Origin of the sequence: Pseudonocardia sp. McavD-2-B (genome assembly GCF_024124365.1) — a bacterium.
Taxonomy (GTDB): Bacteria; Actinomycetota; Actinomycetes; order Mycobacteriales; family Pseudonocardiaceae; genus Pseudonocardia; species Pseudonocardia alni.
On sequence record NZ_JAMXSG010000057.1, the window covers coordinates 1 to 24,553 of the forward strand.

Annotated in this window: 16 protein-coding genes and 2 rRNA genes; 9 read left to right on the plus strand and 9 right to left on the minus strand. The window is 75.0% G+C overall.

The genetic code is table 11. The features are described from left to right. The 3 genes from hrpA to NH602_RS10535 form a co-directional block, all read left to right on the plus strand. A partial coding sequence (gene hrpA, locus NH602_RS10525; protein ID WP_253067722.1) for an ATP-dependent RNA helicase HrpA occupies positions 1–3,825 on the plus strand: 3,825 nt, incomplete at its 5' end. Positions 3,826–3,861: 36 nt separating this feature from the next. Continuing rightward, entirely contained in the window at positions 3,862–4,251 is a 390-nt protein-coding gene (locus NH602_RS10530; protein WP_073577908.1) for a VOC family protein, read from the plus strand. A 70-nt stretch (positions 4,252–4,321) separates the two neighbouring features. Next, on the plus strand, positions 4,322–5,524 hold the full coding sequence (locus NH602_RS10535; RefSeq protein ID WP_179761231.1) for an acyl-CoA dehydrogenase family protein: 1,203 nt from the start codon (positions 4,322–4,324) through the stop codon (positions 5,522–5,524). A 15-nt stretch (positions 5,525–5,539) separates the two neighbouring features. Here the strand turns inward: NH602_RS10535 and NH602_RS10540 are convergent, their stop codons facing one another. Continuing rightward, positions 5,540–6,775 carry an oxygenase MpaB family protein gene (locus NH602_RS10540; protein ID WP_253067723.1) on the minus strand — a complete coding sequence of 412 codons (1,236 nt, stop codon included), beginning with the start codon at positions 6,773–6,775 and terminating at the stop codon, positions 5,540–5,542. A gap of 56 nt (positions 6,776–6,831) precedes the next feature. Between NH602_RS10540 and NH602_RS10545 the strand changes: the two genes are divergently transcribed. Then, positions 6,832–7,488: a TetR/AcrR family transcriptional regulator gene (locus NH602_RS10545; protein WP_202416194.1), complete on the plus strand. Its 657-nt coding sequence runs from the start codon at positions 6,832–6,834 to the stop codon at positions 7,486–7,488. Here the strand turns inward: NH602_RS10545 and NH602_RS10550 are convergent. The 5 genes from NH602_RS10550 to NH602_RS10570 all read right to left on the minus strand — a co-directional run bounded on the left by NH602_RS10550 (position 7,434) and on the right by NH602_RS10570 (position 17,509). Next, on the minus strand, positions 7,434–7,868 hold the full coding sequence (locus NH602_RS10550; RefSeq protein ID WP_179761233.1) for a rhodanese-like domain-containing protein: 435 nt from the start codon (positions 7,866–7,868) through the stop codon (positions 7,434–7,436). The two genes, NH602_RS10545 and NH602_RS10550, sit on opposite strands and share 55 nt — an antisense overlap. Next, the gene (locus NH602_RS10555; protein WP_253067724.1) at positions 7,865–8,428 is read right to left on the minus strand and encodes a cysteine dioxygenase family protein; all 564 of its coding nucleotides are present in this window, start codon (positions 8,426–8,428) and stop codon (positions 7,865–7,867) included. Before NH602_RS10555 ends, NH602_RS10550 begins: the two co-directional genes overlap by 4 nt. Positions 8,429–8,642: 214 nt before the next feature. Beyond that, positions 8,643–14,240, minus strand: a complete 5,598-nt coding sequence (locus NH602_RS10560; protein ID WP_253067725.1) for a SpoIIE family protein phosphatase — start codon at positions 14,238–14,240, stop codon at positions 8,643–8,645. 75 nt (positions 14,241–14,315) lie between these two features. After that, positions 14,316–15,176 carry an alpha/beta hydrolase gene (locus tag NH602_RS10565; protein ID WP_073577915.1) on the minus strand — a complete coding sequence of 287 codons (861 nt, stop codon included), beginning with the start codon at positions 15,174–15,176 and terminating at the stop codon, positions 14,316–14,318. Continuing rightward, positions 15,173–17,509, minus strand: coding sequence for a carboxypeptidase regulatory-like domain-containing protein (locus NH602_RS10570; protein ID WP_253067726.1), 2,337 nt, complete (start codon positions 17,507–17,509; stop codon positions 15,173–15,175). Before NH602_RS10570 ends, NH602_RS10565 begins: the two co-directional genes overlap by 4 nt. Before the next feature lie 253 nt (positions 17,510–17,762). Between NH602_RS10570 and malQ the strand changes: the two genes are divergently transcribed. After that, on the plus strand, positions 17,763–19,763 hold the full coding sequence (gene malQ / locus NH602_RS10575; protein WP_253067727.1) for a 4-alpha-glucanotransferase: 2,001 nt from the start codon (positions 17,763–17,765) through the stop codon (positions 19,761–19,763). Positions 19,764–19,791: 28 nt separating this feature from the next. Beyond that, the gene (locus NH602_RS10580; RefSeq protein WP_237453419.1) at positions 19,792–20,607 is read left to right on the plus strand and encodes a 2-keto-4-pentenoate hydratase; all 816 of its coding nucleotides are present in this window, start codon (positions 19,792–19,794) and stop codon (positions 20,605–20,607) included. Between the two features lie 12 nt (positions 20,608–20,619). On the opposite strand, the gene NH602_RS10585 is transcribed toward NH602_RS10580, so the two are convergent. Continuing rightward, on the minus strand, positions 20,620–21,498 hold the full coding sequence (locus NH602_RS10585) for a diacylglycerol kinase family protein (protein WP_073577949.1): 879 nt from the start codon (positions 21,496–21,498) through the stop codon (positions 20,620–20,622). 53 nt (positions 21,499–21,551) lie between these two features. On the opposite strand from NH602_RS10585, the gene NH602_RS10590 reads away from it, so the two are divergent. The 3 genes from NH602_RS10590 to NH602_RS10600 are packed head-to-tail and all read left to right on the plus strand — an operon-like array spanning position 21,552 to position 23,887. Next, positions 21,552–22,352, plus strand: coding sequence for an SDR family NAD(P)-dependent oxidoreductase (locus tag NH602_RS10590; protein WP_179761236.1), 801 nt, complete (start codon positions 21,552–21,554; stop codon positions 22,350–22,352). A gap of 36 nt (positions 22,353–22,388) precedes the next feature. Continuing rightward, entirely contained in the window at positions 22,389–22,763 is a 375-nt protein-coding gene (locus tag NH602_RS10595; protein ID WP_253067728.1) for an RNA-binding S4 domain-containing protein, read from the plus strand. Between the two features lie 20 nt (positions 22,764–22,783). Further along, positions 22,784–23,887, plus strand: coding sequence for a quinone-dependent dihydroorotate dehydrogenase (locus NH602_RS10600; protein WP_161151881.1), 1,104 nt, complete (start codon positions 22,784–22,786; stop codon positions 23,885–23,887). Positions 23,888–24,213: 326 nt separating this feature from the next. Here the strand turns inward: NH602_RS10600 and rrf are convergent. Together rrf and NH602_RS10610 are read right to left on the minus strand one after the other, a co-directional pair. Continuing rightward, positions 24,214–24,330, minus strand: a 5S ribosomal RNA gene (gene rrf / locus NH602_RS10605). 136 nt (positions 24,331–24,466) lie between these two features. Then, positions 24,467–24,553, minus strand: a 23S ribosomal RNA gene (locus tag NH602_RS10610); the annotation flags it as partial.

Here is a 24,553-nt window from a genome sequence, read left to right on the forward strand (position 1 = left end):
GCCGTCGCGAAGGCCGAGCACCGCGTGGAACGCCGCCGCGCCGCGCTGCCGCGGATCTCCTACCCCGCGACGCTGCCGGTCTCCGCGCGCCGCGAGGAGATCGCCGACGCGATCCGCGACAACCAGGTCGTGATCGTCGCCGGGGAGACCGGATCCGGGAAGACGACGCAGCTGCCGAAGATCTGCCTCGAGCTGGGCCGCGGTGTGCACGGGATGATCGGTCACACCCAGCCGCGGCGGCTCGCCGCGCGCACCGTCGCCACCCGGATCGCCGAGGAGCTGGGCGTCGAGCTCGGCGGGGCGGTCGGCTGGAAGGTCCGGTTCACCGACGCCGTCGGCGACTCGACCATGGTCAAGCTGATGACCGACGGCATCCTGCTGGCCGAGCTGGCCGGCGACAAGGACCTGCTGGCCTACGACACGCTGATCATCGACGAGGCGCACGAGCGCAGCCTCAACATCGACTTCATCCTCGGGTACCTGACCCGGCTGCTCCCCCGCCGTCCGGACCTCAAGGTCGTCATCACCTCGGCGACGATCGACCCGGAGCGCTTCGCCCGGCACTTCGGCACGGCCACCGAGGGCAGCGACCCGGCCCCGGCCCCGATCGTCGAGGTCTCGGGGCGCACGTTCCCGGTCGAGGTGCGCTACCGCCCCGTCGTCGACCCGGACGACCCGGACGCCGATCCCGACCGGCAGCTGGACGACGCGATCGGCGACGCCGTCGTCGAGCTCCAGCGCGAGGGACCGGGCGACGTGCTGGTGTTCCTGCCCGGTGAGCGCGAGATCCGCGAGGCCACCGAGGCCCTGGAGCGGCGCAACCTGCGGAACACCGAGATCCTGCCGCTCTACGCCCGGCTGTCGACGGCCGAGCAGCAGCGTGTCTGGGCGCCGCACGCGGGCAACCGGGTCGTGCTCGCCACCAACGTCGCCGAGACCTCGCTGACCGTCCCCGGCGTCCGCTACGTCGTCGACACCGGCACCGCGCGCATCTCGCGCTACTCGCGCCGCCTCAAGGTGCAGCGGCTGCCGATCGAGAAGATCTCCCAGGCCTCGGCGAACCAGCGCTCCGGTCGCTGCGGCCGCACCTCGGACGGCATCGCGATCCGGCTGTACGCCGAGGACGACTTCGACGCCCGCCCCGAGTTCACCGACCCGGAGATCCTGCGGACCAACCTGGCCTCGGTCGTGCTGCAGATGATCGCGCTGGACCTGGGCGAGATCTCGGAGTTCCCGTTCGTCGAGCCGCCGGACCGGCGCGCCGTCGCCGACGGCCTGGACCTGCTGCACGAGCTCGGCGCGCTGCGCCCGGACCGGCGCTCGCTGACCGCGGTCGGACAGTCGCTGGCGCGGCTGCCGGTGGACCCGCGGCTGGGCCGGATGCTCGTGGAGGCGCACCGCAACGGCTGTCTGCGCGAGGTGCTGGTCATCGCCGCCGCGCTGAGCGTGCAGGACCCGCGCGAGCGGCCCACCGAGCAGCGCCAGGCCGCCGACGACAAACATCGCCGCTTCGGTGAGGACGGCTCGGACTTCCTGGCCTACCTGCGGCTGTGGGACCACCTGAACGCCCGCCGCGACGAGCTGTCGGGCAGCCGGTTCCGCCGGGAGCTCCGTGAGGACTTCCTGCACTACCTGCGGGTGCGCGAGTGGTGGGACCTGCACGGCCAGCTCCGCCAGGCCGCCCGCAGCTCCGGCATGGATCTGAACGACCACGACCCCGAGTGGCCGCGGCACGCCGACCGGATTCACCAGTCCGTCCTCGCCGGCCTGCTGTCGCAGATCGGCATGCAGGACCCGCTCACCGAGAAGGGCACCGGGAAGGGCGCCGGGAAGGAGCGGAAAGGCCCGAAGGACTACCTCGGTGCCCGCGGCGCGAAGTTCGCGATCTGGCCCGGTTCGGGCCTGGCGCGCAAGCCCCCGCGCTGGGTGATGGCCGCCGAACTCGTCGAGACGACGAGATTGTGGGCGCGGACCGTAGCACCGGTCCAGCCGGACTGGATCGAGCCACTCGCCGAACATCTCGTCAAGAAGACCTATTCGGAACCGCGCTGGTCACGCACGCGCGGGAGCGCCGTCGCGACCGAGCGCGTCACCCTGCACGGGCTGCCGCTGGTCGCCGACCGCACCGTCGCCTACGGGCGGATCGACGCCGAGGTGAGCCGCGACCTGTTCCTGCGCCACGCGCTCGTCGAGGGCGACTGGGAGACCCGGCACCCGTTCTTCCACGCCAACCGGGAGCTGCTCGAGGACGTCGAGGAGCTGGAGCACCGGGCGCGGCGCCGCGACCTGGTCGTCGACGAGGACACCCTGTTCGCCTTCTACGACGAGCGCGTCCCCGCCGACGTCGTCTCCGGCAAGCACTTCGACCGGTGGTGGAAGCAGGCCGCGAAGCGCGACCCGGAGCTGCTGACCTACACCGAGGAGATGCTCGCGACCGAGGCCGCGAAGCAGGTCGACCGCGCCCACTACCCCGACCACGTCGAGGCGGGCGGGCTGACCCTGCCGCTGTCCTACGCGTTCGAGCCCGGCCATCACGAGGACGGCGTGACCGTCGACGTGCCGGTGGCGGCACTGAACCAGGTCGACCCGACGCCGTTCACCTGGCAGGTGCCCGGACTGCGCGAGGAGCTCGTCACCGCGCTGATCCGGACGCTGCCGCGGAACCTGCGGCGCAACTTCTCCCCCGCCCCGGACCACGCGAAGGCGGTGCTGGCGCGGCTGCGCGGTGACACCGGCCGTCGCCCGCTGCTGGACGTCCTGGAGGACGAGCTCGGCCGGATGCGCAACGTGGAGATCCGGCGCGAGGACTGGGAGCTGGAGCGGCTGCCCGAGCACCTCACGGTGACCTTCCGGGTGCTCGACGAGTCCGGTGCCGAGCTGGCCCGCGACACCGACCTGGACCGGCTGCGCCGCGCCCTCGCCCCGAAGGTGCGGGAGGAGCTGGCCGCCGCGGGCAGCGACGTCGAGGCGACCGGGCTGACGTCGTGGACGATCGGCGAGCTCCCCCGCGAGCTGCCGATCCGGCGGGGCGCGCACACGGTCACCGGCTACCCGGGCCTGCGCGACCGCGGCACGAGCGCCGACGTCCGGGTGTACGCGACGGCGCCCGAGCGCGACCCCGACCACCACCGCGGCGCCCGGCGGCTCCTGCTCCTCAACACCACCCACCCGGGGAAGCAGGTGCAGCGCGGCCTGGACAACCGGGCGCGGCTGGCCCTGTCGCGCAACCCGCACGGCTCGCTCGACGCCCTGCTCGACGACTGCACCACCGCCGCGGCCGATCACCTGATGACCCGGGGCGGCGGCGACCCGTTCGACGGGGCGCAGTACGCACGGCTCGCGGAGCTGCTGCGGATGCGGCTGCCGTCGACGACGTTGCAGGTCCTCGACGCCGTACGCGGCGTGCTGGAGGTCTGGCACCGGGTCGGTGCGGCGCTGGCGGACCTGCGCGGTCCCGCCACCCGCGACGGCGTCGCCGACGTGACGGCGGTCGTGGGCCGGCTGACCGCGCCGGGCTTCGTCACCGCCGCCGGGGCGACCCGGCTCGGCGACGTGAAGCGCTACCTGCAGGGCTGCGAGCTGCGGCTGGAGAAGCTGCGTGCCGACCCCACCCGCGACGCCCGGTGGACCGCCGAGATCGCGCCGGTCGAGGCGGAGTACCGCGGGCTGCTGGCCGCCCTGCCCGAGCACACGCCGCCGTCGGCCGCGCTGCGCGAGATCGGGTGGATGGTCGAGGAGCTGCGCATCTCGCTGTACGCGCACCCGATGAAGACCCGCCATCCGGTGTCGGTGCAGCGGATCGAGCGGGCGATCGACGCGCTCTGAGGCGTGACCGTCGGGGGTCGCAGGCACACTGCCGCCATGACCGATGCACCCGTTGCCAGGTTCGCACTGTTCGCGCTCGACTGCCCGGATCCGCTGGAGCTCGCCCGGTTCTACTCGGCGATCACCGGCTGGCCGGTCCAGGGGCCGACCGACACCGACCCCGACTGGGTCGAGCTCGACCCGGGCGGCGCGGGCGCGACCCTGGCGTTCCAGCAGATCTCCGAGGGGGAGTTCACCCCGCCGGAGTGGCCCGGGCAGGTGCGGCCGCAGCGCGGGCACGTCGACTTCGACGTGCCCGACCTGGACGCCGGGGAGGCCGCGGTGCTGGCGCTCGGCGCCACCCGGCACGAGGTCCAGCCCGCGCCGGACAGCTTCCGGGTCTTCCTCGACCCGATCGGGCACCCGTTCTGCCTGGTGCGGGCCTGAGTTCCGCCCGGCGGAACCCCGGTGATTCTGTGAGGATCAGGTCTCCGTCGACGGCGAGGGGCCCGCGATCATGACCGCACCGACCACTCCGTACACCGAGCTGGGCGAGGCCCTGGGCACCGACTTCTTCTCGGTGCGCGACCAGTTCACCGACGAGCAGTGGCAGCGCTTCGCCGACACCCGCACGTTCGTCGACGCCGAGGTCCTCCCCGGCATCAACGACTACTGGGAGCGCGCCGAGCTGCCCTGGCACCTGTTCCGGCGCCTCCCCGAGCTCGGGATCGTCGGCGAGGACATCCAGGGCTACGGGGCGGCCGGGATGAGCCCGCTCGCGCTCGGCCTCGTGCACATGGAGCTGCACCGCGGGGACGGCTCGCTCGGCACGTTCCTCGGGGTGCACGCGGGCCTGGCGATGAAGGCGATCGCGATGTGCGGCTCGGAGGAGCAGAGGCAACGCTGGCTGCCGTCGATGTCCACCATGGACAAGTTGGGCGCGTTCGCGCTGACCGAGCCGATGCACGGTTCGGACTCGGTCGCGCTGGAGACCACCGCGACCCGCGACGGGGACCACTGGGTGCTGCGCGGGTCGAAGCGCTGGATCGGTAACGGCAGCGTCGCGGACCTGGTGGTCGTGTGGGCGCGCGACACCGACTCCGGCGAGGTGCTCGGGTTCGTCGTCGAGACCCCGGCGGAGGGCTACGAGGCCACCGTCATCCCGGGCAAGGTGTCGCTGCGGGCACTCTGGCAGGCCGACATCGAGCTGGACGGGGTCCGGGTGCCGGAGGAGAACCGGCTGACCGAGGCGCGGACGTTCGCCGACTGCGCCGCGGTGCTGGCCACCACCCGGGGCACCTGCGCCTGGATGGCACTGGGCCACGCGACCGCCGGCTACGACGCCGCCCTGCGCTACGCGCTGGAGCGCGAGCAGTTCGGCAAGCCGCTGGCGAGCTTCCAGATCGTGCAGCAGCGGCTCGTCGCGATGCTCGCCGACCTGACCGGCATGCAGCTCTACTGCATGCAGTCCGCCCGGCTCGCCGAGGTGGGCAAGCTGTCGCCGACCGTCGCGGGGCTGGCGAAGATGCACAACACCCGGACCGCCCGCAAGATCCTCTCCGAGGCGCGGGACCTGCTCGGCGGCAACGGGATCCTGCTGGAGCACCACGTCGTGCGGCACTGGGCCGACATCGAGGCCATCCACACCTTCGAGGGCACCGAGACGATCCAGACCCTCATCGTGGGCCGGGACGTGACCGGGATCAGCGCGTTCACCTGATCCCGGCGGGCGGGGTCAGGCGGCCAGGTCGCGGGGGCCGGGCGTCTCCCGGCCGAAGCGACGGGCCAGGTCGGCCTCGACGCGGCGGTCCGAGCGGCGCTCCAGCCACCGCCGCCCCCGTGCGGTCCGCGCGACGAGCAGCGACTCGACCAGGTTGCGCAGCACCTGCGACGGCCACATCCACGCCGCGGTCACCGGCAGGTCCAGGTCGCGCAGGCCCTCGGCGCGCAGGAACACCCGCAGCAGCGACAGCAGCCGTCGTCGCTCCCAGGCGCCGCGGAACCGGTCGGCGGGGCCACCGGTCCGCTCGCTGCGCAGCCCCTCGACGAGCGCGCCCGCGAGCAGCGGTCCTGCCGGGGTGACGTCGCCCTGGGCCAGCACGACGTGGTGGTTGAACGCGTTCTGGGCGCGCTCGGTGTCGAACAGCCAGTCGTCGTCGACCCCCATCAGCCACCCGACGTAGCGCCACAGGTGCATGATCGCGTCGCCGTCAGCGCGCGGGACGTGGCGTCCGAGCAGGCGGCAGCCGAGGATCGCGGTGCTGTTGAACAGCCCGAGCGTGGCCGCGGCGTCGGCCTGGTTGATCGGCAGCCCGTGGCCGGCGACGTCGTAGCGGTCGCCCCGCTCGAACCGCTCCGCGACGAGGGCGTGCATGGCGCGCACGTGCAGCGTCGCCGCCCAGCCCGCACCACCGGGCACCATCCCGCCGGGACGGCTCACGGCGAACGCCCACGCCTGGGTCTCGCCGAGGCGGCGCATCGCGCCGGCGCCGGTGAGCCCACCGGTGCGGACGAGCAGCTCGGTGGGGCCGCCGTAGCGGTAGCCGCCGATCAGCGAGAGTCCCAGCAGCACGTCGTCGCGGCTGCGGCCGAGCCTGCGGTAGGCGCGGGCGCCGCGCTCGAGCAGGTCCCGGTCCAGCCAGTCCGGGTCCGGGGTGACCGCGGCGAGGAAGTCCCGCAGCGCCGGCGGGGCGTCGGCCGGCGCGGCGCCCGCGGCCAGCGCGGTGTGCAACGCCCGCATGGTCACACGGCCGGTCCCGGCGCGGCCGGCCTCGTCGCGGTCGCGTCCCATCGCGCGGGCCAGCGCGGCGCCGGTCTCGTCGCGGGTGAACATCCGGCGGCCGATCTCGGCGAGCAGCGCGGGATCGGGGTCGCGGACCCCGGCGACCAGGCCGAGCGGACGGGCGATCCGCGCCGCACGCTCGGGCGCACTGCGGAAGCGTCGCGGGGCGACGGGCGGCTCTGCCAGCATGGACCGATGCTGACACGAGCGAATGCTCGCCTTCAACGCGCGTTCCGGGGCGCCCGGTGAGCGGGCGCGGGGCCCGGCGGCGCGAGCCGCGCCAGGAGCGGTCCCGGGCGATGGTGGAGCGGATCGTCGCGGCGGGCCGGGACGTGCTTGTCACCCGCGGGTACGACGGCGCGTCGACGAACCGGATCGCGGCCGCCGCCGGGGTGTCGCCCGGGTCGCTCTACCAGTACTTCCCGGACAAGGACGCGGTGCTGACCGAGGTGCTGGACCGCTACCTCGACGCGATGGAGGCTCGCGTCTCGCGCGCGTTCCTCGACTCGGTCGCCGCGGCCGGGCCGGGGGCGGGCACCGCTCCGGCGGTGCGCGCGACCCTGGAGGCGCTGCTCGACACCTTCGGCGAGGAGCCGGACCTGCTACGGGTGATCGTCGAGCAGCTGCCGCGCTCCCCCGGCGGACGCCGGGCCGCGTTCGCCGGCCGGATCGACGACCTGGTCACCACGGTGTTGCTCACCCGCGGCGCCGGGGACACCGACGCGGCGCGGGCCGCGGCGTGGACGGTCGTGCGGACCGTCGAGCACCTGACCACCGGGTTCGTGCTGGAGCGGCCCGGGTTCGCGCGGGCGGTCGTCGTCGACGAGCTGACCGCGCTGGTCGCGGGCTACCTCGACGCGCGCCTGTCCGGCGGACGGGTGGCGTCGGACGGGCCGTCCTGACCGGCCTCGACCGGGAGCCCTGCCGCGGCCCAGGCGCGGAAGCCGCCGTCGAGGTCGGTGGCCCGGTGCAGCCCGATGTCCTGCAGCGACGCGGCGGCCAGGCTGGAGCTGTAGCCCTCCGAGCAGAACAGCACCCAGGCGACGTCGTGGTCGACGGCCTCGGGGACCCGGGCGTCGGAGGTCGGGTCGAGGCGCCACTCCAGGTGGTTGCGCTCGATCACCAGCGCGCCCGGGATCTGCCCCTCCTCGCGGCGCTGCCACCCCGGCCGGGTGTCGACCAGGTGCGCCCCGGCGGCGGCGAGCTCCGCGGCACGCCGCGGGCCGGGCCGGTCGAGCCGGGCGCGGGCGGCGGCGAGCAGATCGGCGACGGTGCGGCTCATCCGACACCCCGGCCGGGTTCGACGAGCTCGGTGCGGGTGCGGCGCAGCCGCTGGTGGCCGGTGGTGCCCGCGACGTCCTCGACGTCGTAGTAGGACATCGCCGACAGCGGCGGGGAGTAGGCGTGCACGCTCACCGCGGGGTCGTCGGCGGTGTTGGCGACGTCGTGCACGTGGCCCAGCGGGAAGCCGGCGCCGCGGCCGTGACGCAGGGTCCGGGTGCGCAGCCCGGACGGCCCGCTCCAGCGGCGCTCGGTCAGCGAGCCCGACACCACGGTGAGGGCACCGAGGGAGCCCGCGTGGTCGTGCAGCTCCGCGATCTGCTCGGTGGACCAGCTGATCAGCCAGACGTCGACGAAGCCGTCGCTGCGCAGCAGCCGGTACCAGCGGCGCTCCCGGCCGACGACGACCTCGTGCCGTCCGGAGCGCACCTCGGCAGCGGTCTCACGGGTCAGCTCCTGCAGGTCCTCGAGGCCGTACGGGGTGGGCGCGGTGACGGGTCGCGCGTGCGGGACGCGCAGGCGGGCGGGGCGGGACGCGGGCAGGGAGGCAGGCGCGGACACGGTGGTGCTCCAGGGGACGATCGGGCGAGCGTGGTCGGGGGACTCAGCTCGGGCGACAGCCCTGGTCGGAGTGGTCGGCGCGACGGGTACCCCACAGGGGTCCGAGGGTCGCTGCCTGACTCATGCCGGAGATGGCAACACAGCGGTGGGCACGGTTTCAACCCGCCGTCCGGCCCGCGGGAGGACCCCGCGCGTGTCCGGACAGGTCGGCGGGTCAGGCACCGTCGTCGTCGGACATGCCGATGACGGTGTCGAGCCCCGACAGCACCAGCGAGCGGCGGGCCTGGCTGCCCGCGGGCGCGACGAGGGTGAGCGCCGCGCCGTTCGTCCGCATCCGGCGCGCGACCTCCGACAGCAGGGCCATCCCGGCGCTGCTGACGAACGCCTCCCCCGGCAGGTTCAGGGTGATCGGCAGCCCGCGGTCGACGTGCTCCATCAGCGGGGCCCGGATCGCCGAGACCCCGCCGAGGTCGAGGTCGCCGACGATCCCGATCCGCACACCGTGCGCGTCCGGGACGGCACGCAGCCGGGCCCGGACGGTGCCGTCGTCGCCGTCACCGGACGGGGTGTCGATCCGGTCGCGGTCCGGTTCGGGCTCCCCGGCGACGAACTCCACCGGCGGTCCCGCGCCCGGGGTGCCCACCTCGACCGGGATCGCGGGCAGCAGGAACCGCACGGTGGTGCCGGAGTCCGACGGGGCGATGTGCACGTCCCCGGCGAGCTCGCGGATGAGCGCGATGCCGCGGCCGCGGTAGCCGGGGTCGGGCGGCGGGGGCCGCCAGCGTCCGCCGTCGGTGACGCGCACCGCGACCGAGCCGTCCGCGGTCAGCGCCAGGTCGAGGTCGACCCCGGCGCGCCCGTCGGTGTCCTCGGGCAGGTAGGCGTGCTCGATGGAGTTGGTGGCGGCCTCGCCGACGGTCAGCTGCAGGTCGCTGACCGCGTCCGGGCCCATCCCGCACTGCGCGGCCCAGGCGGCCACCGCGCGACGCAGCGGGGCGAGCCGTTTCGGGTCGGCCTCGATCGCGATCCGCAGCGGCGGCGGCATGAGCCGCGCGACGACGACGACCGTGTCGTCGGGGATGACCGTCCCCTCGGACATGCGGTGCAGCAGCGTGTCCGCCATGTCGCGGGGCTGGGCGGCGGACAGCTCGTCGAACGCGGCGGACAGCCGGGCCAGGCCGTCGTCGATGACCTCGTTGCGGCGTTCGAACAGGCCGTCCGAGCAGAGCAGGATCGTCTCGCCGGGCTCCATCCGGTCCACGGCCTCGGGGAACGGGGGCCGCCCGGAGATCCCCAGCGGCACGCCGCGGCCCTCGGACAGGGTCCGCACCCCCTCCGGGCCCGCGACCAGCGGCGGCGGGTGGCCGGCGCTGGCGTAGCGCATCTCGCCGGTGCCGGTGTCGATCGTCGCGATGGCCACGGTACTGGCCATCGCGCCGCGCACCCGCAGCGCGTACTGGTCGAGCTGCTCCAGCGCCCGCGCCGGGGGCTGGCCGTTGACCAGGTTCGACGCGACCGCGGACCGCAGCTGACCCATCACCGCGGCCGCCGCCGGGCCGCGGCCGACGACGTCGCCGACGACGAGTGCCACCAGGTCGTCGCCGAGGTCCAGGACGTCGAACCAGTCCCCCCCGGCCTCGGTGCCCTGGGTGCCGGGGCGGTAGCGGGTGGCCAGCGACAGCCGTTCGATGTCGGGCAGGCGCTGGGGCAGCAGGCTGCGCTGCAGGGTGACCGCGACCTCGTGCTCGGCCTGGTGCAGCTGGGCGCGGACGATCGCCTGCGCGCACTGGTTGGCCAGGGTCAGCACGAAGCTGCGCTGCTCGGGGGTGAACACCGGTTCGGTCTCGAAACGCAGCCCGATGACGCCGATCGGGCGGGCCGCGACCATCAGCGGTACCGCGGTATGGACCGGGTAGCGCAGCACCTCGCCGTCGGCGGGCCCGCCGGCGTTCCAGATCGGCTCGCCACTGCTCACCGCGCGGCTCAGCGGGTGCGCGCGGCCGGGGGTGCGCATCGGCGGGCCGTCGGCGGGCCAGCCGGTCTCGCGGAGCAGCGAGAGCGCGCCGCCCTCGTCGACGACGAGCACCGCGACCGCGTCGGCCCCGATCGAGATCCGGCCGTGCTCGACGACGACCTCGGCGACCGACTCCAGGTCGGTGGCCCGGGCCAGCCCGGTCGCGACCGCGCCGAGGCGTTCGGCCAGCCGGCGGGCCTCGGTCTCGGCTTCCAGCATCGAAGCCCGGTCCAGCGCCTGTGCGGCGAGCTCGGCGACGGCGACGGCCGCCTCCTTGTCCGCGTCGGACAGCCGTCGCTCGGTCAGCATGGCGACGGCGAGGACCCCCAGCGAGCGCCCGCCGGCGACGAGCGGCAGGTAGCCGATGGTCTGGGCGTGGTCCGGTTCGATGCCGATGGCCGCGGGGTAGCGCGTCGCCCACTCGTGCGCGGTGGTGAACCACATCGGCTCGTGCCCGGACAGCACCTCGGTGAACGCCAGCGGCGCGTCGACCCGGATCCGCGCGGCGCGCTGCCACATGTCGCGGTCCCACCCGTGGCCGGTGAGCGCCTGCAGCCACTCCCCGCGGATCTCCCAGAGCCCGGCGTGGTCGGCGTCGAGCAGGTCGACGATGTGGTCCGCGGCGATCGCGGCGACCTCGCCGGGGGTCGCCGCGGCCGACATCTTGGCGGTGGCGCGGTGCAGCAGGCCCAGGCGCTGGGCCGAGGCTCGTTCCTGCTCCAGCAGGCGGGCGTTGTCGACGGCCAGCCCGGCCCGGCGCCCGATCTCGGACAGGAGGTCCAGGTCGTCGTCGGTGTAGGGGTCGCCCGACTCGGTGCGGACGACGGTCAGCACGGCGCTGGTGCGTCCGCGGGCGGGCAGCGGCACGACCATCGCCGAGGTCATGCGCAGCCGGGTCCAGGCCCGGCGCTGGGTGGGCGCGAGCCGGCTCAGGACCTCGTCGAGGTGGGCGGCGTCGAGGATCTCGGGGCGGCCGTCGTCGTCGGCGGGGACCAGCGGGGCGAGCCGCCACAGCGAGGGCTCCAGCGCCGAGCGCTCCGCGGAGACGGCGAGGGTGCCGATGCCGGTGACCGCGTCGGCGTCGTGGACGACGGCGATGTCGGCGAGCCGGTCCTCGACGACGGCGCGGACGAGCTGGTCGGTGCGCCCGGTGCGGGTGATCTCCCGTTCCAGGGACTCGGCGACCTCGGAGTAGATACGGTGCCTGCGCTGCTCACGGTGCTGGACGTCGATGTCGAGGCAGCCGCCGACGTAGCCCGCGGAGCGTTCGCCGTCGCGGACGGGGGCGCCGCGGTCGAGCACCCAGCGGTAGCGGCCCGCCCGGTCCAGCAGCCGGTACTCGACCTCGAACGGCGCGTGCGCGCGGGCGGCGGCGGAGGTCACCGAGCGGTAGCGCTCGCGGTCGTCGGGGTGGATGCGGCGGCGCCAGTCGTGGCCCAGCTCCTGCGCCGCGTCCTCGACGCCGGTGAAGTCCAGCCAGCCCCGGTTGACGAACAACCGGTGCCCGCCCGGGTCGTCGACCCAGATCAGCGCCGGGGTGGAGTCGGCCATGGCCCGGAACTGCAGCTCGGCGGCCCGGCGGACACGGCCGAGCTGCAGGTGGTTCGCGACCCGGGCGAGCAGCTCGCGGGCGGAGAACGGGCGGACCAGGTAGTCGTCGGCGCCGGCGGCGAAGCCCTCGACGGCGGCCTCCTCTCCGGCCCGCGACGACAGCAGCACGACCGGCACCCCGACCGTGCGGGGGTCCGACCGCAGCGCCCGCAGGAGCTCGATGCCGCCGTTGCCGGGCAGCGCCGCGTCGACGACGACCAGGTCCGGCGGGTCGGTGCGGGCGGACTCCAGTGCGGCCGCACCATCCGCGACGACCCGGACGGTCCAGCGTTCGACGAGCAGGTCGCGCAGGTAGCCGCGCATCTCGCGGTCGTCGTCGACGACGAGCACCCGGTCGCGGTGGTCGACCTCCAGCCCGTCGACGACCGACCCGTCCACCGAGCGGCCGCGGGCGAGGACCGGTGGGGCGCCCGCGGGCTCGGGGGCGTCGGGCAGCCAGCGCAGCGCCTCCGCCACGTAGGGCGCGGCGAGCTGCGGGGCGGTGCGGGACCCGACCCGGGCCCGGACGAGGCGTTCGGGGGGCAGGTGGGCGAAGCCCAGCGGCAGCCGCACGGTGAACGTGCTGCCCGCGCCGGGCTCGCTGGTCACCCCGATGGTGCCGCCGTGCAGACGGACCAGCTGGCGGATCAGCGGCAGGCCGAGGCCGCTGCCGTCGCCGCTGCGGCCGTGCCGCCGGGAGGGACGGTGGAAGCGGTCGAACACCGCGTCGAGCTCGCCGTCGACGATGCCGGCGCCGGTGTCGGAGACCCGCAGCACGACCTGCTCGCCGTCCTGGGCGAGGTCGACGGCGATCGTGCCCTCGCGGGTGTACTTGACCGCGTTGCTGAGCAGGTTGAGGACGACCTTCTCCCAGGCGTCGCGGTCCACCCAGACCGGCCGGACCTGCGGCGGGCAGGACACCGCCAGCTCCAGCCCGGCCCGCTCGACGACGGGCGCGAACGCGTCGACGAGCGCCGCGGTGGTCTTCCCGATCTCGGTCGGGGCGAACAGGCCGTCGTGCTTGCCGGTCTGCAGGGCGGAGACGTCCACCAGCCCGTCGACGAGCTTGAGCATCCGCTGCGCGTTGCGCTGCGCGAGCTCCACCTGGGCGCGGACGGCGGCGTCGTCGTGGTCGCGCAGCCGCTCCAGCGGTCCGAGGACGAGGGTCAGCGGGTCGCGGAACTCGTCGCCGAGGCCGGCGTAGTACTCGGCGCGGGCCTGCTCGATCAGCCCGGCGTCGTCGCGCCGGTCGCGCTCGCGGTCGCGGGCGAGCGCGGCGGTCAGCAGGCCGCCGACGGTGCCCGCGATCAGCCGCAGGAACGAGCGGTGGTCCTCGTCGAGCGGCAGCAACGGCGGCGCCCCGATGACGACGGCGATGCCGGCCGACCCGTCGGGGGTGCGCACCGTCGCCCGGACGACGTCGGTGACCGGGACGCCGTCATCGCCGTGGACCGCGACCGGGTCGACGGCGAGGAACTCGACATCGGTGGCGTGGTCGGGGTCGAGGTCGTCGGGGAGCCAGCCCGCGGGCGGCGCGTCGATGCGGACGGTGGCCAGCGGGCCGGGGTCGGCGCCGACCGTCGTCACCACGGCGCAGCCGACGTCGTCGGGCAGGTCGGTCAGGACCGTGGTGAGCCGTTCGACCGCGATGTCCAGCGTCGGTGCGTCCCGGGCCACCTCGCCGAGCGCGGCCAGGAGCGCCATCCGCCGGCCTCCGACGACCTGCGGGGTGGTCTCGGCCGTGAAGACGATCAGGCCGAGTACGCCGCCGTCGGGACCGCGGACCGGGGTGGCGGAGTAGGTCCACCATGTGACCTCCGGGGTGTCCCAGCGCCACAGCACGATCCGGTCGTCGCTGCGGTAGATGCCCTCGCGGTCCCCGGAGAGCAGCTCGTGGAGACGGCTCCCGAGATGCGCGGTGATCTCCGGCCAGCCCTCCCTCAGGGGCATGCCGAAGGACCCGGGGTGGCGCAGCCCGCAGTGCCCGGCGAACTCGTCGTTGTAGAACAGGACGAGCTCGGGTCCCCACCACGCGACGAGCGGCTGGCGGCTCTCCAGGATGAACCGGATGGTGTCCTCGAGCTCGCGGTCCCAGGTGTCGCGCACGCCGAGCGGGGTCGCCGACCAGTCGATCGTCGCCAGCAGGTCGCGGACGGGGACGTACTCGTCCTCCGTCCGCCGGTCGATCCGCTCCACCGTGCGCGCCACCCCCGTTCCGCCGTACCGGCCCCAGGATCGCACCACCGGGGCGGGTCCGGCGCGGTGAGGCGGGGATCGGTCGGGTCAGGTCACCGGGCGGGCCGCGTCGCGGTGCCGGTCGAGCCAGTCGCGCAGGTCCGCGAGCGGGGTCGCCCGGCCCGGTTCGTGATAGATCTCGTGCCAGAAGCCGTCGTACCAGAGCACGGTGGTGTCGGCGGACCCGGAGCGCTCGTCGAGCAACCGGGTGCCCGCCGGGTCGGTCAGCCGGTCCGCGGTCCCGTGCTGCACGAGCAGCGGGACCCGCAGCTCGGCGGCCCGGACGGGCAGCTCGGCCATCTGCCGGTAGATCTCCGCGCCGAGGGCCAGGGTGGGGCGGCCGTGGTGCACGAGCGGGTCGGCGTCGTAGTCGGCGACGACAGCCGGGTCCGAGCTGATCGCGGAGGTGTCGATCCCGACCGGGCGGACCGTGGGCAGGACCTTCGCGACGACCGACAGCAGCGGCACGAGCGCGGCCGGGACGGCGTCGGAGGCCAGTGCGGGCGCGGACAGGACGAGCCCGTCGAGGCGGTTCTGGTGGCGCAGCGCGTAGGCGAGCGCGATCTGGCCGCCGAGGCTGTGCCCGAGCAGGAACACCGGGACGCCGGGGTGGCGGGCGATCGTCTCGCGGCGGAACGTCTCGAAGTCGGTGAGCAGGTCGTCGTAGCGGCGGACGTGCACCCGGGTGCCGCCGGAGCGGCCGTGGCCGCGGTGGTCGAGGCCGTACACGGCCCAGCCGTCCGGGACCAGCGTGTCGACGACGGCGTCGTAGCGGCCGGAGTGCTCACCGATGCCGTGGCTGACCAGCAGGACGCCGCTCGGGTCGCCCTCGGGGAGGCGGCCCTGCCAGAACAGCTCGACACCGCCGACGCCGGGGAGCCGGCCGTGGACCTCCGTGGTGCCGGTCACGAGCCCGCCAGGTCCCGCCGCTCGTCGGCGCCGGGGACGAGGTCGACCTCCACGCCCGGGCCGTCGCCCGCGGTCAGCAGGTGGCGACCGGGGTCGAGGTCGGCGAGGCGGTAGGTCCCGTCCGCCGCGGCGGTCGTCGAGGCGACCGGTTCGCCGTCCTGCGAGAGCACGACGCCGGTGCCCGCGGGCGCCGAGCCGTGGACGGCGGCGGCAGCGGCCAGGCGCAGGGTGGTGTCGGCGGCGTCGTCGCCGACGGTGCAGGTGGCGACGCCGGGCAGGTATCCGTCGGCGCGGGCGACGACGACGAACGCCCCGGCGCCCGGCGCCGTGACGTGCGCCGTGCCGTCGGCGTCGGTGGTGGCGGAGCCGATCGGCCCGCCGGAGCGGTCGCGCAGCGCGACCTCGACGCCGGGCAGCGGGGCGTCGGTGGCGTCGACGACGCGGACTTCGATCTCCTGTGGTGCTGTGTCGGGCAGGATCGCCGACGGCGCGGGCCCGGTCCGGAGCACGGACAGGGAGACGTCCTCGGCGCGGTCGGGGCGGGTGGCGGTGGTCGGGCCGGCGTGCACGGGTGTCTCCTCGGCCTCCGGCGCGGTGGTGGCCCGCTCCGGGGTGGTGGGGTCCGGGACGTCGTCCGTCGTGGCGTCGTCCGTCGTGGCGTCGTCCGTCGTGGCCTCGTCCGACGTGGCCTCGTCCGACGTGGCGTCGTCGGTCGTCTCGGCTCCGGCCGCACCCCCGGTCGGGGCCTCGCGCTCGCCGGTGTCCGGCACGGAGGCGTCGGTGTGCCCGGCCGGACCACGGACGTCGACGGCGTCGACCGCACCGGCGGTGCGGTCGGTGGTCACCGTGCCGCCGGAGCCCGTCGGAGAACCGGCGTCCCCGGTCCTGCCGGACCCGACGGTGTCCTCGGGAGAAGCGGTGTCCTCGGGGGAAGCGGTGTCCTCGGGAGAAGCGGTGTCCTCGGGAGAAGCGGTGTCCTCGTGGGGCCCGCTGTCGCTCCCGGACGTCCCGCGCAGCGGCGGGGCGAGGTGCCGCGGTCCGCTCCCGGGATGCGCCGACCGCAGGACCCGCGGGGCGGGACGGGGCGGCGGCTCGGGGTTGTCACCGGTCTCGCGGGCGGCGCGGGCGCCGGTGGCGGCGAGCCCGATCGACGGGATCCGGCTCACCGGCGGGGTGTCGCCGGCCGTCTCGGGGGCACCGGCCTGCTCGGGGACGCGGCCCGCCCAGGTGTGCGGGGTCGAGATGCGGTCCCGGGCCTCGCGGAACTCCCGCTCGGTGTCCGGGTCGGCCGGGGCGCGGACCGACGTGCGCTCCGACGGCAGCGCCGTGACCCGCCGGACCAGGTCCGGGTCGAAGGGCGCGCGAGAGTGGGTCGTGGCGGCGGGCGGGGCCTCGTCGACCGACTCGTCCGCCTCCTCCCCGGCGGAGGCGGTGTCCCCGGCGGAGGCGGTGTCCCCGGCGGAGGCGGTGTCCCCGGCGGAGGCGGTGTCCCCGACGGACGCGACGTCCCCGGTGACGCCGGTGGACCCGGTGACGCCGGTCGAGGCGGCGGCGGGCGCCTCGGACGCGGTCGTCGACGCATCGCCCACGACCGCGGTCCCGGAGGTGGGCGTGCTGATGTCGGGCGCCGAGCTGTCCGGGCCGGTACCGGTGGCCGCGGTCGCCTCGTCGGCGGTACGGGCAGCGGGGTCCGCGACCGGCCGTCGTCGCACGAAGGGCGTCGGGGCCGGGGTCCGCCGGGCCGGCGACGCCTCGACGGGCTCGAGCGGTTTTCCGTCCTTGAACCCGCGCGACCAGGGCGGGCCGACCGGACCCGCGCTCACGTCGGGCGTGACCCGTGGGACCGCCGGCAGCTCGTCGGTGGGATCGGCCGCGCCGACCGCATCGGTGATGTCGGGCGCCGACGACGACGGCCCGACGTCCGGGGCGGTGTCCTCCGCGGCGGGGGGCCGCGGGCGCTCCTGCTGCGGACGGACCGCGGCGACGGGCGTGGTCGCGGAGACCGTGTCGTCGGGACCGTCGTCCACCGCGGCGTCGGACCCGACGACCTCACGGTCAGCGGCCGGATCCTCGTCGACCACGGGCTCCGGGGCATCGTCGACCGGAAGCGTCGGAGAAGCCGGGGGCGCAGACGGGTCGGGCGCGGGCCTGCCGGGCCCGTCGTCGAGGCCGCGGGCGCGGCGGTCGACGAGATCGGCGACGGTGCGCGGACGGTCCCCTTCGGACGACGCGACGTCGTCCTCCCGGCCCCGCCCCCACCGCAGGAACCCGGCGATCCCGACGGCCACCAGCACCACCACCACAACCAGCCCGAGCAGGGCCCACGTCGACATCTGGAAGTCCTCCTGCCGGAGCTGCGCGAACCGTCGACCACGACAGGGTGCGGTCCGGGAGGAGGTGCCCGTCGCCGGGCCCCGCTGCCCGGCCGGCCACAGTGACCCGGTCGGCGCATCCGGCGACGCACCGTAGCACCGTGGACCCCCTGACCGGGGGCGATCGGAGGCGTCCCGCGTGTCGGTCGCGGCGGTTGCCCGTATCACCCCGGGCGGCCGGGCCGGGCGGCCGCTCATCCGCCAGGATCGACCCATGACCAGCGACCCGGTGACCCCCGAGCTCGCCGAGATCGCCGACGCGTACGGCGTCGCGACCTCGTACCTCGACGGCAGCAGGACCGAGCAGCCGATCGACGCGGAGGTGGTCCGCACCGTCCTCGGGTTGCTGGAGGTCGACGTCGCCTCCCCCGAGGCGCAACGGGTGTCGCTCGCCGGGGCCCGCGAGCGCGCCGGCGCCGGGGCGCTGCCGCCGACGATCGGACTGCGCAGCGACCGTTCCCGCGCCGTGCCGGGCCGCGGTCGCCTCACCGCCGTCGACGGTGCGCGTGGCGACGAGGGATGGGCCTGCGACGTCGACGGCGAGCTCCCCGCCGGCCTGGAGCCGGGCCGCTACGCGTGCGAGACGACAGCCGGGCGTGCCCACGTCGTCGTCGCGCCGCCCACGCTGCCCGACCCGCCGCGGACGTGGGGCTGGATGCTGCAGCTCTACGCCCTGCACTCGCGCGACTCGTGGGGCATCGGCGACCTGGGCGACCTGACCACGCTGATCCGCGGCGGGCACGGCGCGGGCGCGGTGCTGCTCAACCCGCTGCACGCGATCACCCCGGTGCCGCCGGTGCAGCCGTCGCCGTACACACCGTCGTCGCGCCGCTACGCCACCCCGCTGAGCCTGCGGGTCACCGACCTCCCGGCCTACGCCGCCGCGGACGCGGCCACCCGCGCCGAGGTCGACGCCCTGCGCCCGGAGACGACCGGCGACCGGATCGCGCACGACCGGGTCTGGGCGGCGAAGCGGTCCGCGCTGGAGGCGCTGTGGCGCAGCGCCGGGTACCCCGACGGCGCCCCGGATACCGACCTGCGCGACTTCGCGACCTACTGCGCGCTGGCCGAGCGCTACGGCGGCCGCTGGTCGCTGTGGCCCGACGACCTGCGTCGTCCCGACGCCCCCGGCGTCGCCGCCGCCCGTGCCGAACTGGCGCCGCGCGTCGCGTTCCACGCCTGGGTGCAGCGCCAGGCCGAGGCGCAGCTGGCCGGGGTCCGGGCCGCGGCGAAGGACGCGGGGATGCCGGTCGGTGTCATCCACGACCTCGCCGTGGGCTGCGACCCCGAGGGCGCCGACGCGTGGATGCTGCAGGACGTGCTCGCGCTCGGCGCGACGGTCGGTGCCCCGCCGGACGCGTTCAACCAGCGCGGCCAGACGTGGGGCCTGCCGCCGTGGCGCCCGGACCGCCTCGCCGACACCGGCTACGCCGCGTTCGGCGATATGGTCCGCGCGCTGCTCGCGCACGCCGACGGCCTGCGGATCGACCACGTCATGGGGCTGTGGCGGCTGTGGTGGGTGCCGGCGGGGCAGACGGCCGACCGCGGCACCTACGTCCACTACGACGCCGACGCGATGCTCGCGGTGCTGCTGCTGGAGGCCCACCGCGCGGGCGCGCTGGTCGTCGGCGAGGACCTGGGCACGGTGATCCCGCGGATCCGCGAGGACATGGCCGAGCGGAACCTGCTGGGCTCGACGGTGCTGTGGTTCTCCCGCGACCCCGATCCGGTGACCGGAGGCGACGACGGCCCGCTCCGCCCGCCGCGTCGCTGGCCCGAGCGGTCGGTCGCGACGATCTCCACCCACGACCTGCCGACCGCGCCCGGGTTCCTGGCCGGTGAGCAGGTGCGGGTGCGCGCCGAGCTGGGGCTCCTCGACGACCCGACGACCGAGGAGGCCAGGGCCGGAGCCGAACGGGACGAGCTGCTGGCGTTGCTGACCTCGGAGGGGCTGCTCGACTCCCCGGACGAGACCGACGAGGACACGATCGTCGTCGCGTTGCACGCGCTGCTGGCGTCGGCACCGTCGCGGCTGGTCCTGGCCTCCCTCTACGACGTGCTGGGCGAGACACGGCAGCCGAACCTGCCCGGCACCGTCGACGAGTACCCGAACTGGCGGATCCCGCTGCCGGTGTCGCTGGAGGACGCGCTCGCCGACGACCGGGTCCGCGGCGTCGCCGAGGTGCTGCGCGCCCGGACCGGCGACGACGGCTGACCCGCGGCCCTGGCAGGATGCCGCCCCGATGAGTGCCGAGAACAGCTCCGCGGGCATGGACCCGACCGCCGTCGACCTCGTGCGGGCCGACGGCACCGCCGGTGCGTTGTGGCAGGCCTGGACCACCGGCGAACGGATGGCCGCACTGCCGGAGCTGCTACGTCCGCGCAGCCTGGCCGAGGGATTCACCGCGCAGAGCAGGTTGTCGGAGCGGGCCGGGCCGTCCTACGGCTGGAAGCTCGCGGCGACCGCGCCCGCCGGGCAGGCCCACATCGGGGTGGACACCCCGCTGCCGGGGGCGCTGTTCGAGCGGTTCCGGCACTCCCCCGGTGACGTGGTGCCCTCCGACGACCTGCACATGGCCGTCGCCGAGGCGGAGTTCGCGTTCGTGATGGGTGCGCCGGTGGGTGCCGACGCGACCCGTGAGGAGCTGCGGGCCGCGGTCGCGGCCGTGCACGGGGCGGTGGAGCTGCCCGAGTCGCGGTTCACCGACTTCGTCGCGGCGGGGGCGCCGTCGCTGATGGCCGACGCCGCGTGCGCCGGCCGGTTCGTGCTGGGCCCGGAGCTCCCCGGCGCCCTCGATCTCGACCTCGCCGCGACCCCGACCGCCCTGCAGGTCGACGACGAGCAGGCGGCCGGATCCGGCGCGGCCGTCCTCGGGGACCCGTGGGTCGCGCTGGCGTGGCTCGCCGACGTCCTGCCCGGCTACGGCCTGCGGCTCGAGGCGGGCGCGGTCGTCACCACCGGGACGACGACCGTCCCGATGCCCGTGCACCGCGGCGCCCGGGTGCGGGCGAGCTTCGGCGACTACCTCGGCGCGGTGGAGTTCACGCTCGCCCCGTGAGCACGGCGGGGGTCAGCGCACGACGTTGAGTGCCCCGGCCGCGCAGCGGACGCGGATCGCGGTGCCGCCGGCGACCTCGTCGACCTCGCCGTCGATCTGCACCGGCATCGGCCCGCACGCGGTGAACCGGAAGTCCGAGGTCGCGGGCTGACGGCCGAGCCCGGAGAACGCCGCCCGGGCCGCCACCCACAGCTGCTTCCACTTCGGACGGTGCTCCAGCAGCACGACCTCGAACCGGCCGTCGTCGGGACGGCTCGTGGCCGACAGCTCGGCGACCTTGGCCATCTCACCGATGTTGGCGAAGACCAGGTTGTCGATCCGGCGCCGGTCGCCGCGGGAGAACTCGACCTCGAACGGGGTGAACGCCCAGAACGCTCGCACCGTGGTGATCACCTCGCGGATGCTGCCCTTGCCGCCCTTCTCGATCTGCAGCGCGACGACGGGGGTGAGCCCGAACCCGATGTAGGAGTGCGCGTAGTGCGGCGGGTCGTCGTCGCGGTGCATCTCGAGCAGGTCCATCGGCTCGGGGCGGCCGTCGAGGATCGCCTCGACCAGCGGACGGCGTGCGGTGACGCGGTCGTGGTCGTTGGCGTTCCCGGCGGCGAGGACGGCGGCCGAGGCGTCGGTGCCCGGGACGTCCATGATCCCGTTGACGACCTCGTTGTAGCCGCCGTCGCCGGACGCCGACACGATGAGCGGGCGCCCGCCGGCGGACGCGGCCTCGCGGGCGATGACGCGGGCGTGCCCGGCGTACTCGGTGGGCACCAGCCGCACGGCCAGCTCGGGCCGGGCGGAGCCGAGCTCGTCGCGCAGCTGTTCGGCGAGCACGTCGGCGTCCCCCGTACTACCCGGGTTGAAGACCACCAGCACGGAGTCGATCGGCTCAGCCACCCGCACACCGTAGACGCCTGCGGTCCCGCCATCGTTGCGGCACGGTGGGAATCATGGATCTGCAACTGAACGGGCGCCGGGCGATCGTCACCGGTGGGAGCCGCGGCATCGGGCTGGCGACCGCGCAGGCCCTCGCGGGCGAGGGCGTCCGGGTGGCGTTGTTCGCGCGCGACGCCGGCGCCCTGGAGGCCGCGGCGGCCGGACTGCGCGCCGCGGGTGCGCCGGAGGCGCTGGCCGTCGCCGTCGACACCACCGACGACGACGCGGTCCGCCGTGGTGTCGCCGCCGTCGCCGACCGGTTCGGTGGGGTGGACGTGCTGGTGAACGCCGCCGCGCGGCCGGCGAGCGCGGGCCCGCCGACCGACCTGGCCTCGATCACCGACGACGCGGTGCGGGTCGAGCTGGAGACGAAGGTCCTCGGCTACCTGCGGTGCGCCCGGGCGGTCGCGCCGCTGATGCGGGCGCAGGGGTGGGGGCGCATCGTGAACGTCAGCGGCCTGAACGCGCGGAAGTCGTCGTCGTTGGTGGGGTCGGTGCGCAACGTGGCGGTGGCCTCGATGACGGCGGCGCTCGCGCAGGAGCTGGGTCCGCACGGCATCAACGTGACGGTCGTGCACCCCGGTGTCACCGAGACCGAGCGGACGCCCGACGTCGTCGCCGCGCGGGCGGAGTCGGCCGGGATCACCGGCGCCGAGGCCCGCGCGGAGCTGGACGCGACGACGACGATCGGCCGCATCACGACCGCCGCGGAGGTCGCCGACGTCATCACGTTCCTGTGCTCGCCCCGTTCGGTCGCGATCACCGGCGACGCCGTCGCCGCGGGCGGGGGAACACCGGGCGTCGTGCACTACTGAGACCCGGACTGCCGTCCCGGATGGCACGATGGTCCGATGGAGGGGACCCGCGTGGACCGGTGGCTGTGGTCGGTGCGCCTGGCCAAGACCCGTGCCGACGCCGCGACGGCGTGCCGGGGCGGGCACGTGCGGATCAACGACCGGCCCGCGAAGCCGGCGGCGACGGTACAGGTCGGCGACCGGGTGCGGGTGCGGGTGTACGACCGGAACCGGATCGTCGAGGTCACCCGGGTGATCGAGAAGCGGGTCGGCGCTCCGATCGCGCAGGCGTGCTACATCGACCACACTCCGCCGGAGCCGAGCACCGCGGGGCAGCCGTTGTTCGCCCACCGCGACCGCGGCGCCGGCCGCCCGACGAAGCGCGACCGCCGCATGCTCGACCAGCTGGGGCTGTCCCGCCGCACCTCCTAGGCCGGTGTGAGGATGGGGGCATGTACGACGCCCTCATGCGCCACGTGCTCCGGCACGTCCCGTCCGAACCCGCGCACCGGATGGGGTTCGGTGTGGTCCGCACGCTCGGGACCGCACCCGTCGTGGGTGAGCGGGTCGCGGAGCGGTTCGCCCCTTCGGACCCCGTGTTGCGCACCCGGGTGCTGGGTCTGGAGTTCGCGGGCCCGCTCGGTCTCGCCGCCGGTTTCGACAAGGACGCCGAGGGTGTGCTCGCGCTCGGCAGGCTCGGGTTCGGCGCGGTCGAGATCGGCACGGTGACCGGTCGGGCGCAGCCCGGCAACCCGCGGCCCCGCCTGTTCCGGCTCGTCGACGACGCCGCGCTGGTCAACCGGATGGGCTTCAACAACTCCGGGGCCGGGACCGTCGGGCCCCGTCTCGCAGCGCTGCGAGCCCGCTCCGGACCGGGGATGCCGGTGCTCGGGGTCAACATCGGCAAGAGCAAGGCGGTACCCGCCGAGGAGGCCGCCTCCGACTACCGTGCGAGCGCCGCCGCGCTGGGCGCCTACGCCGACTACGTCGTGGTCAACGTCAGCTCTCCGAACACCCCCGGCCTGCGGGACCTGCAGCAGGTCGACGTGCTGGAGCCGCTGCTCGTCGCGGTCCGCGAGGAGCTGGACCGGGTGTCCCGGGACCGTCGTGTCCCGCTCCTGGTGAAGATCACGGTCGACCTGGCGCCGGAGGATCTCGACGCCGTCGCCGACCTGGCCCGCCGGATGCGGCTCGACGGGGTCGTCGCCACGAACACGACCGTCTCCCGCGACGGTCTGCGCACCGCGCCCGACGTCGTCACCGCCACCGGTGCGGGTGGGCTGTCCGGGCGTCCGCTGACCGAGCGGGCCCGTGCCGTCGTGCGGCAGCTGCGTACCCGCCTCGACGACGACCAGGTCGTCGTCTCCGTCGGCGGGATCGCCGACGCCGAGGAGGCCTACCGCCGTATCCGTTCCGGCGCGGCGCTGGTGCAGGCCTACACCGGTTTCGTCTATGGCGGTCTGCTCTGGCCCTCCCGGGTCCACCGCGAGCTCGCGGCGCTGCTGCGCGCCGACGGCTTCTCGTGTGTCGACGACGCCGTGGGCGCCGACCTCTGACGCCTGCGGCGGCCGGTGTTCCCGCCGGCCGCCCTCCTCGCAGCCCACGTCGCACACATTTCTGCGACCTCGCAGCCCCTGCAGAGGGTGCGAGGTCACAGGAAGGCATGCGAGGTGCGCCGACCCCACCGGCACGACAGGACCGGATGCGACTCCCACAAGAGAGCTCCACGGCCCCGACCACCAGCCCCGAGGGACCCGCGCCAGGGACCACAAACAGACACACTGATGCCCGGCCGGCCGGCATCACGCATCGGACCGAAAACAGTCCGAAAATGAGAAATGCCCCGGACTCGACAGTCCGGGGCACATCCCATGAAGTTGAATGTCGGCGACGACCTACTCTCCCACACCCTGGCGAGTGCAGTACCATCGGCGCTGGAAGGCTTAGCTACCGGGTTCGGAATGGGACCGGGCGTTTCCCTACCGCAATGACCACCGACAACACTATCCAACTATCACCCCACCCCAAAAACTCAGGACAGGGGTCGAGCACACAAACCGACCCCACGATCCCGGATCACCGGGAACATGGATGGTTGTGGACTCAGGGTCACACAGTGGATGCGAACAACTCGTTGTGGCAAGCCCTCGGCCTATTAGTACCGGTCAACTCCACCCCTCACAGGGCTTCCATCTCCGGCCTATCAACCCAGTCATCTACTG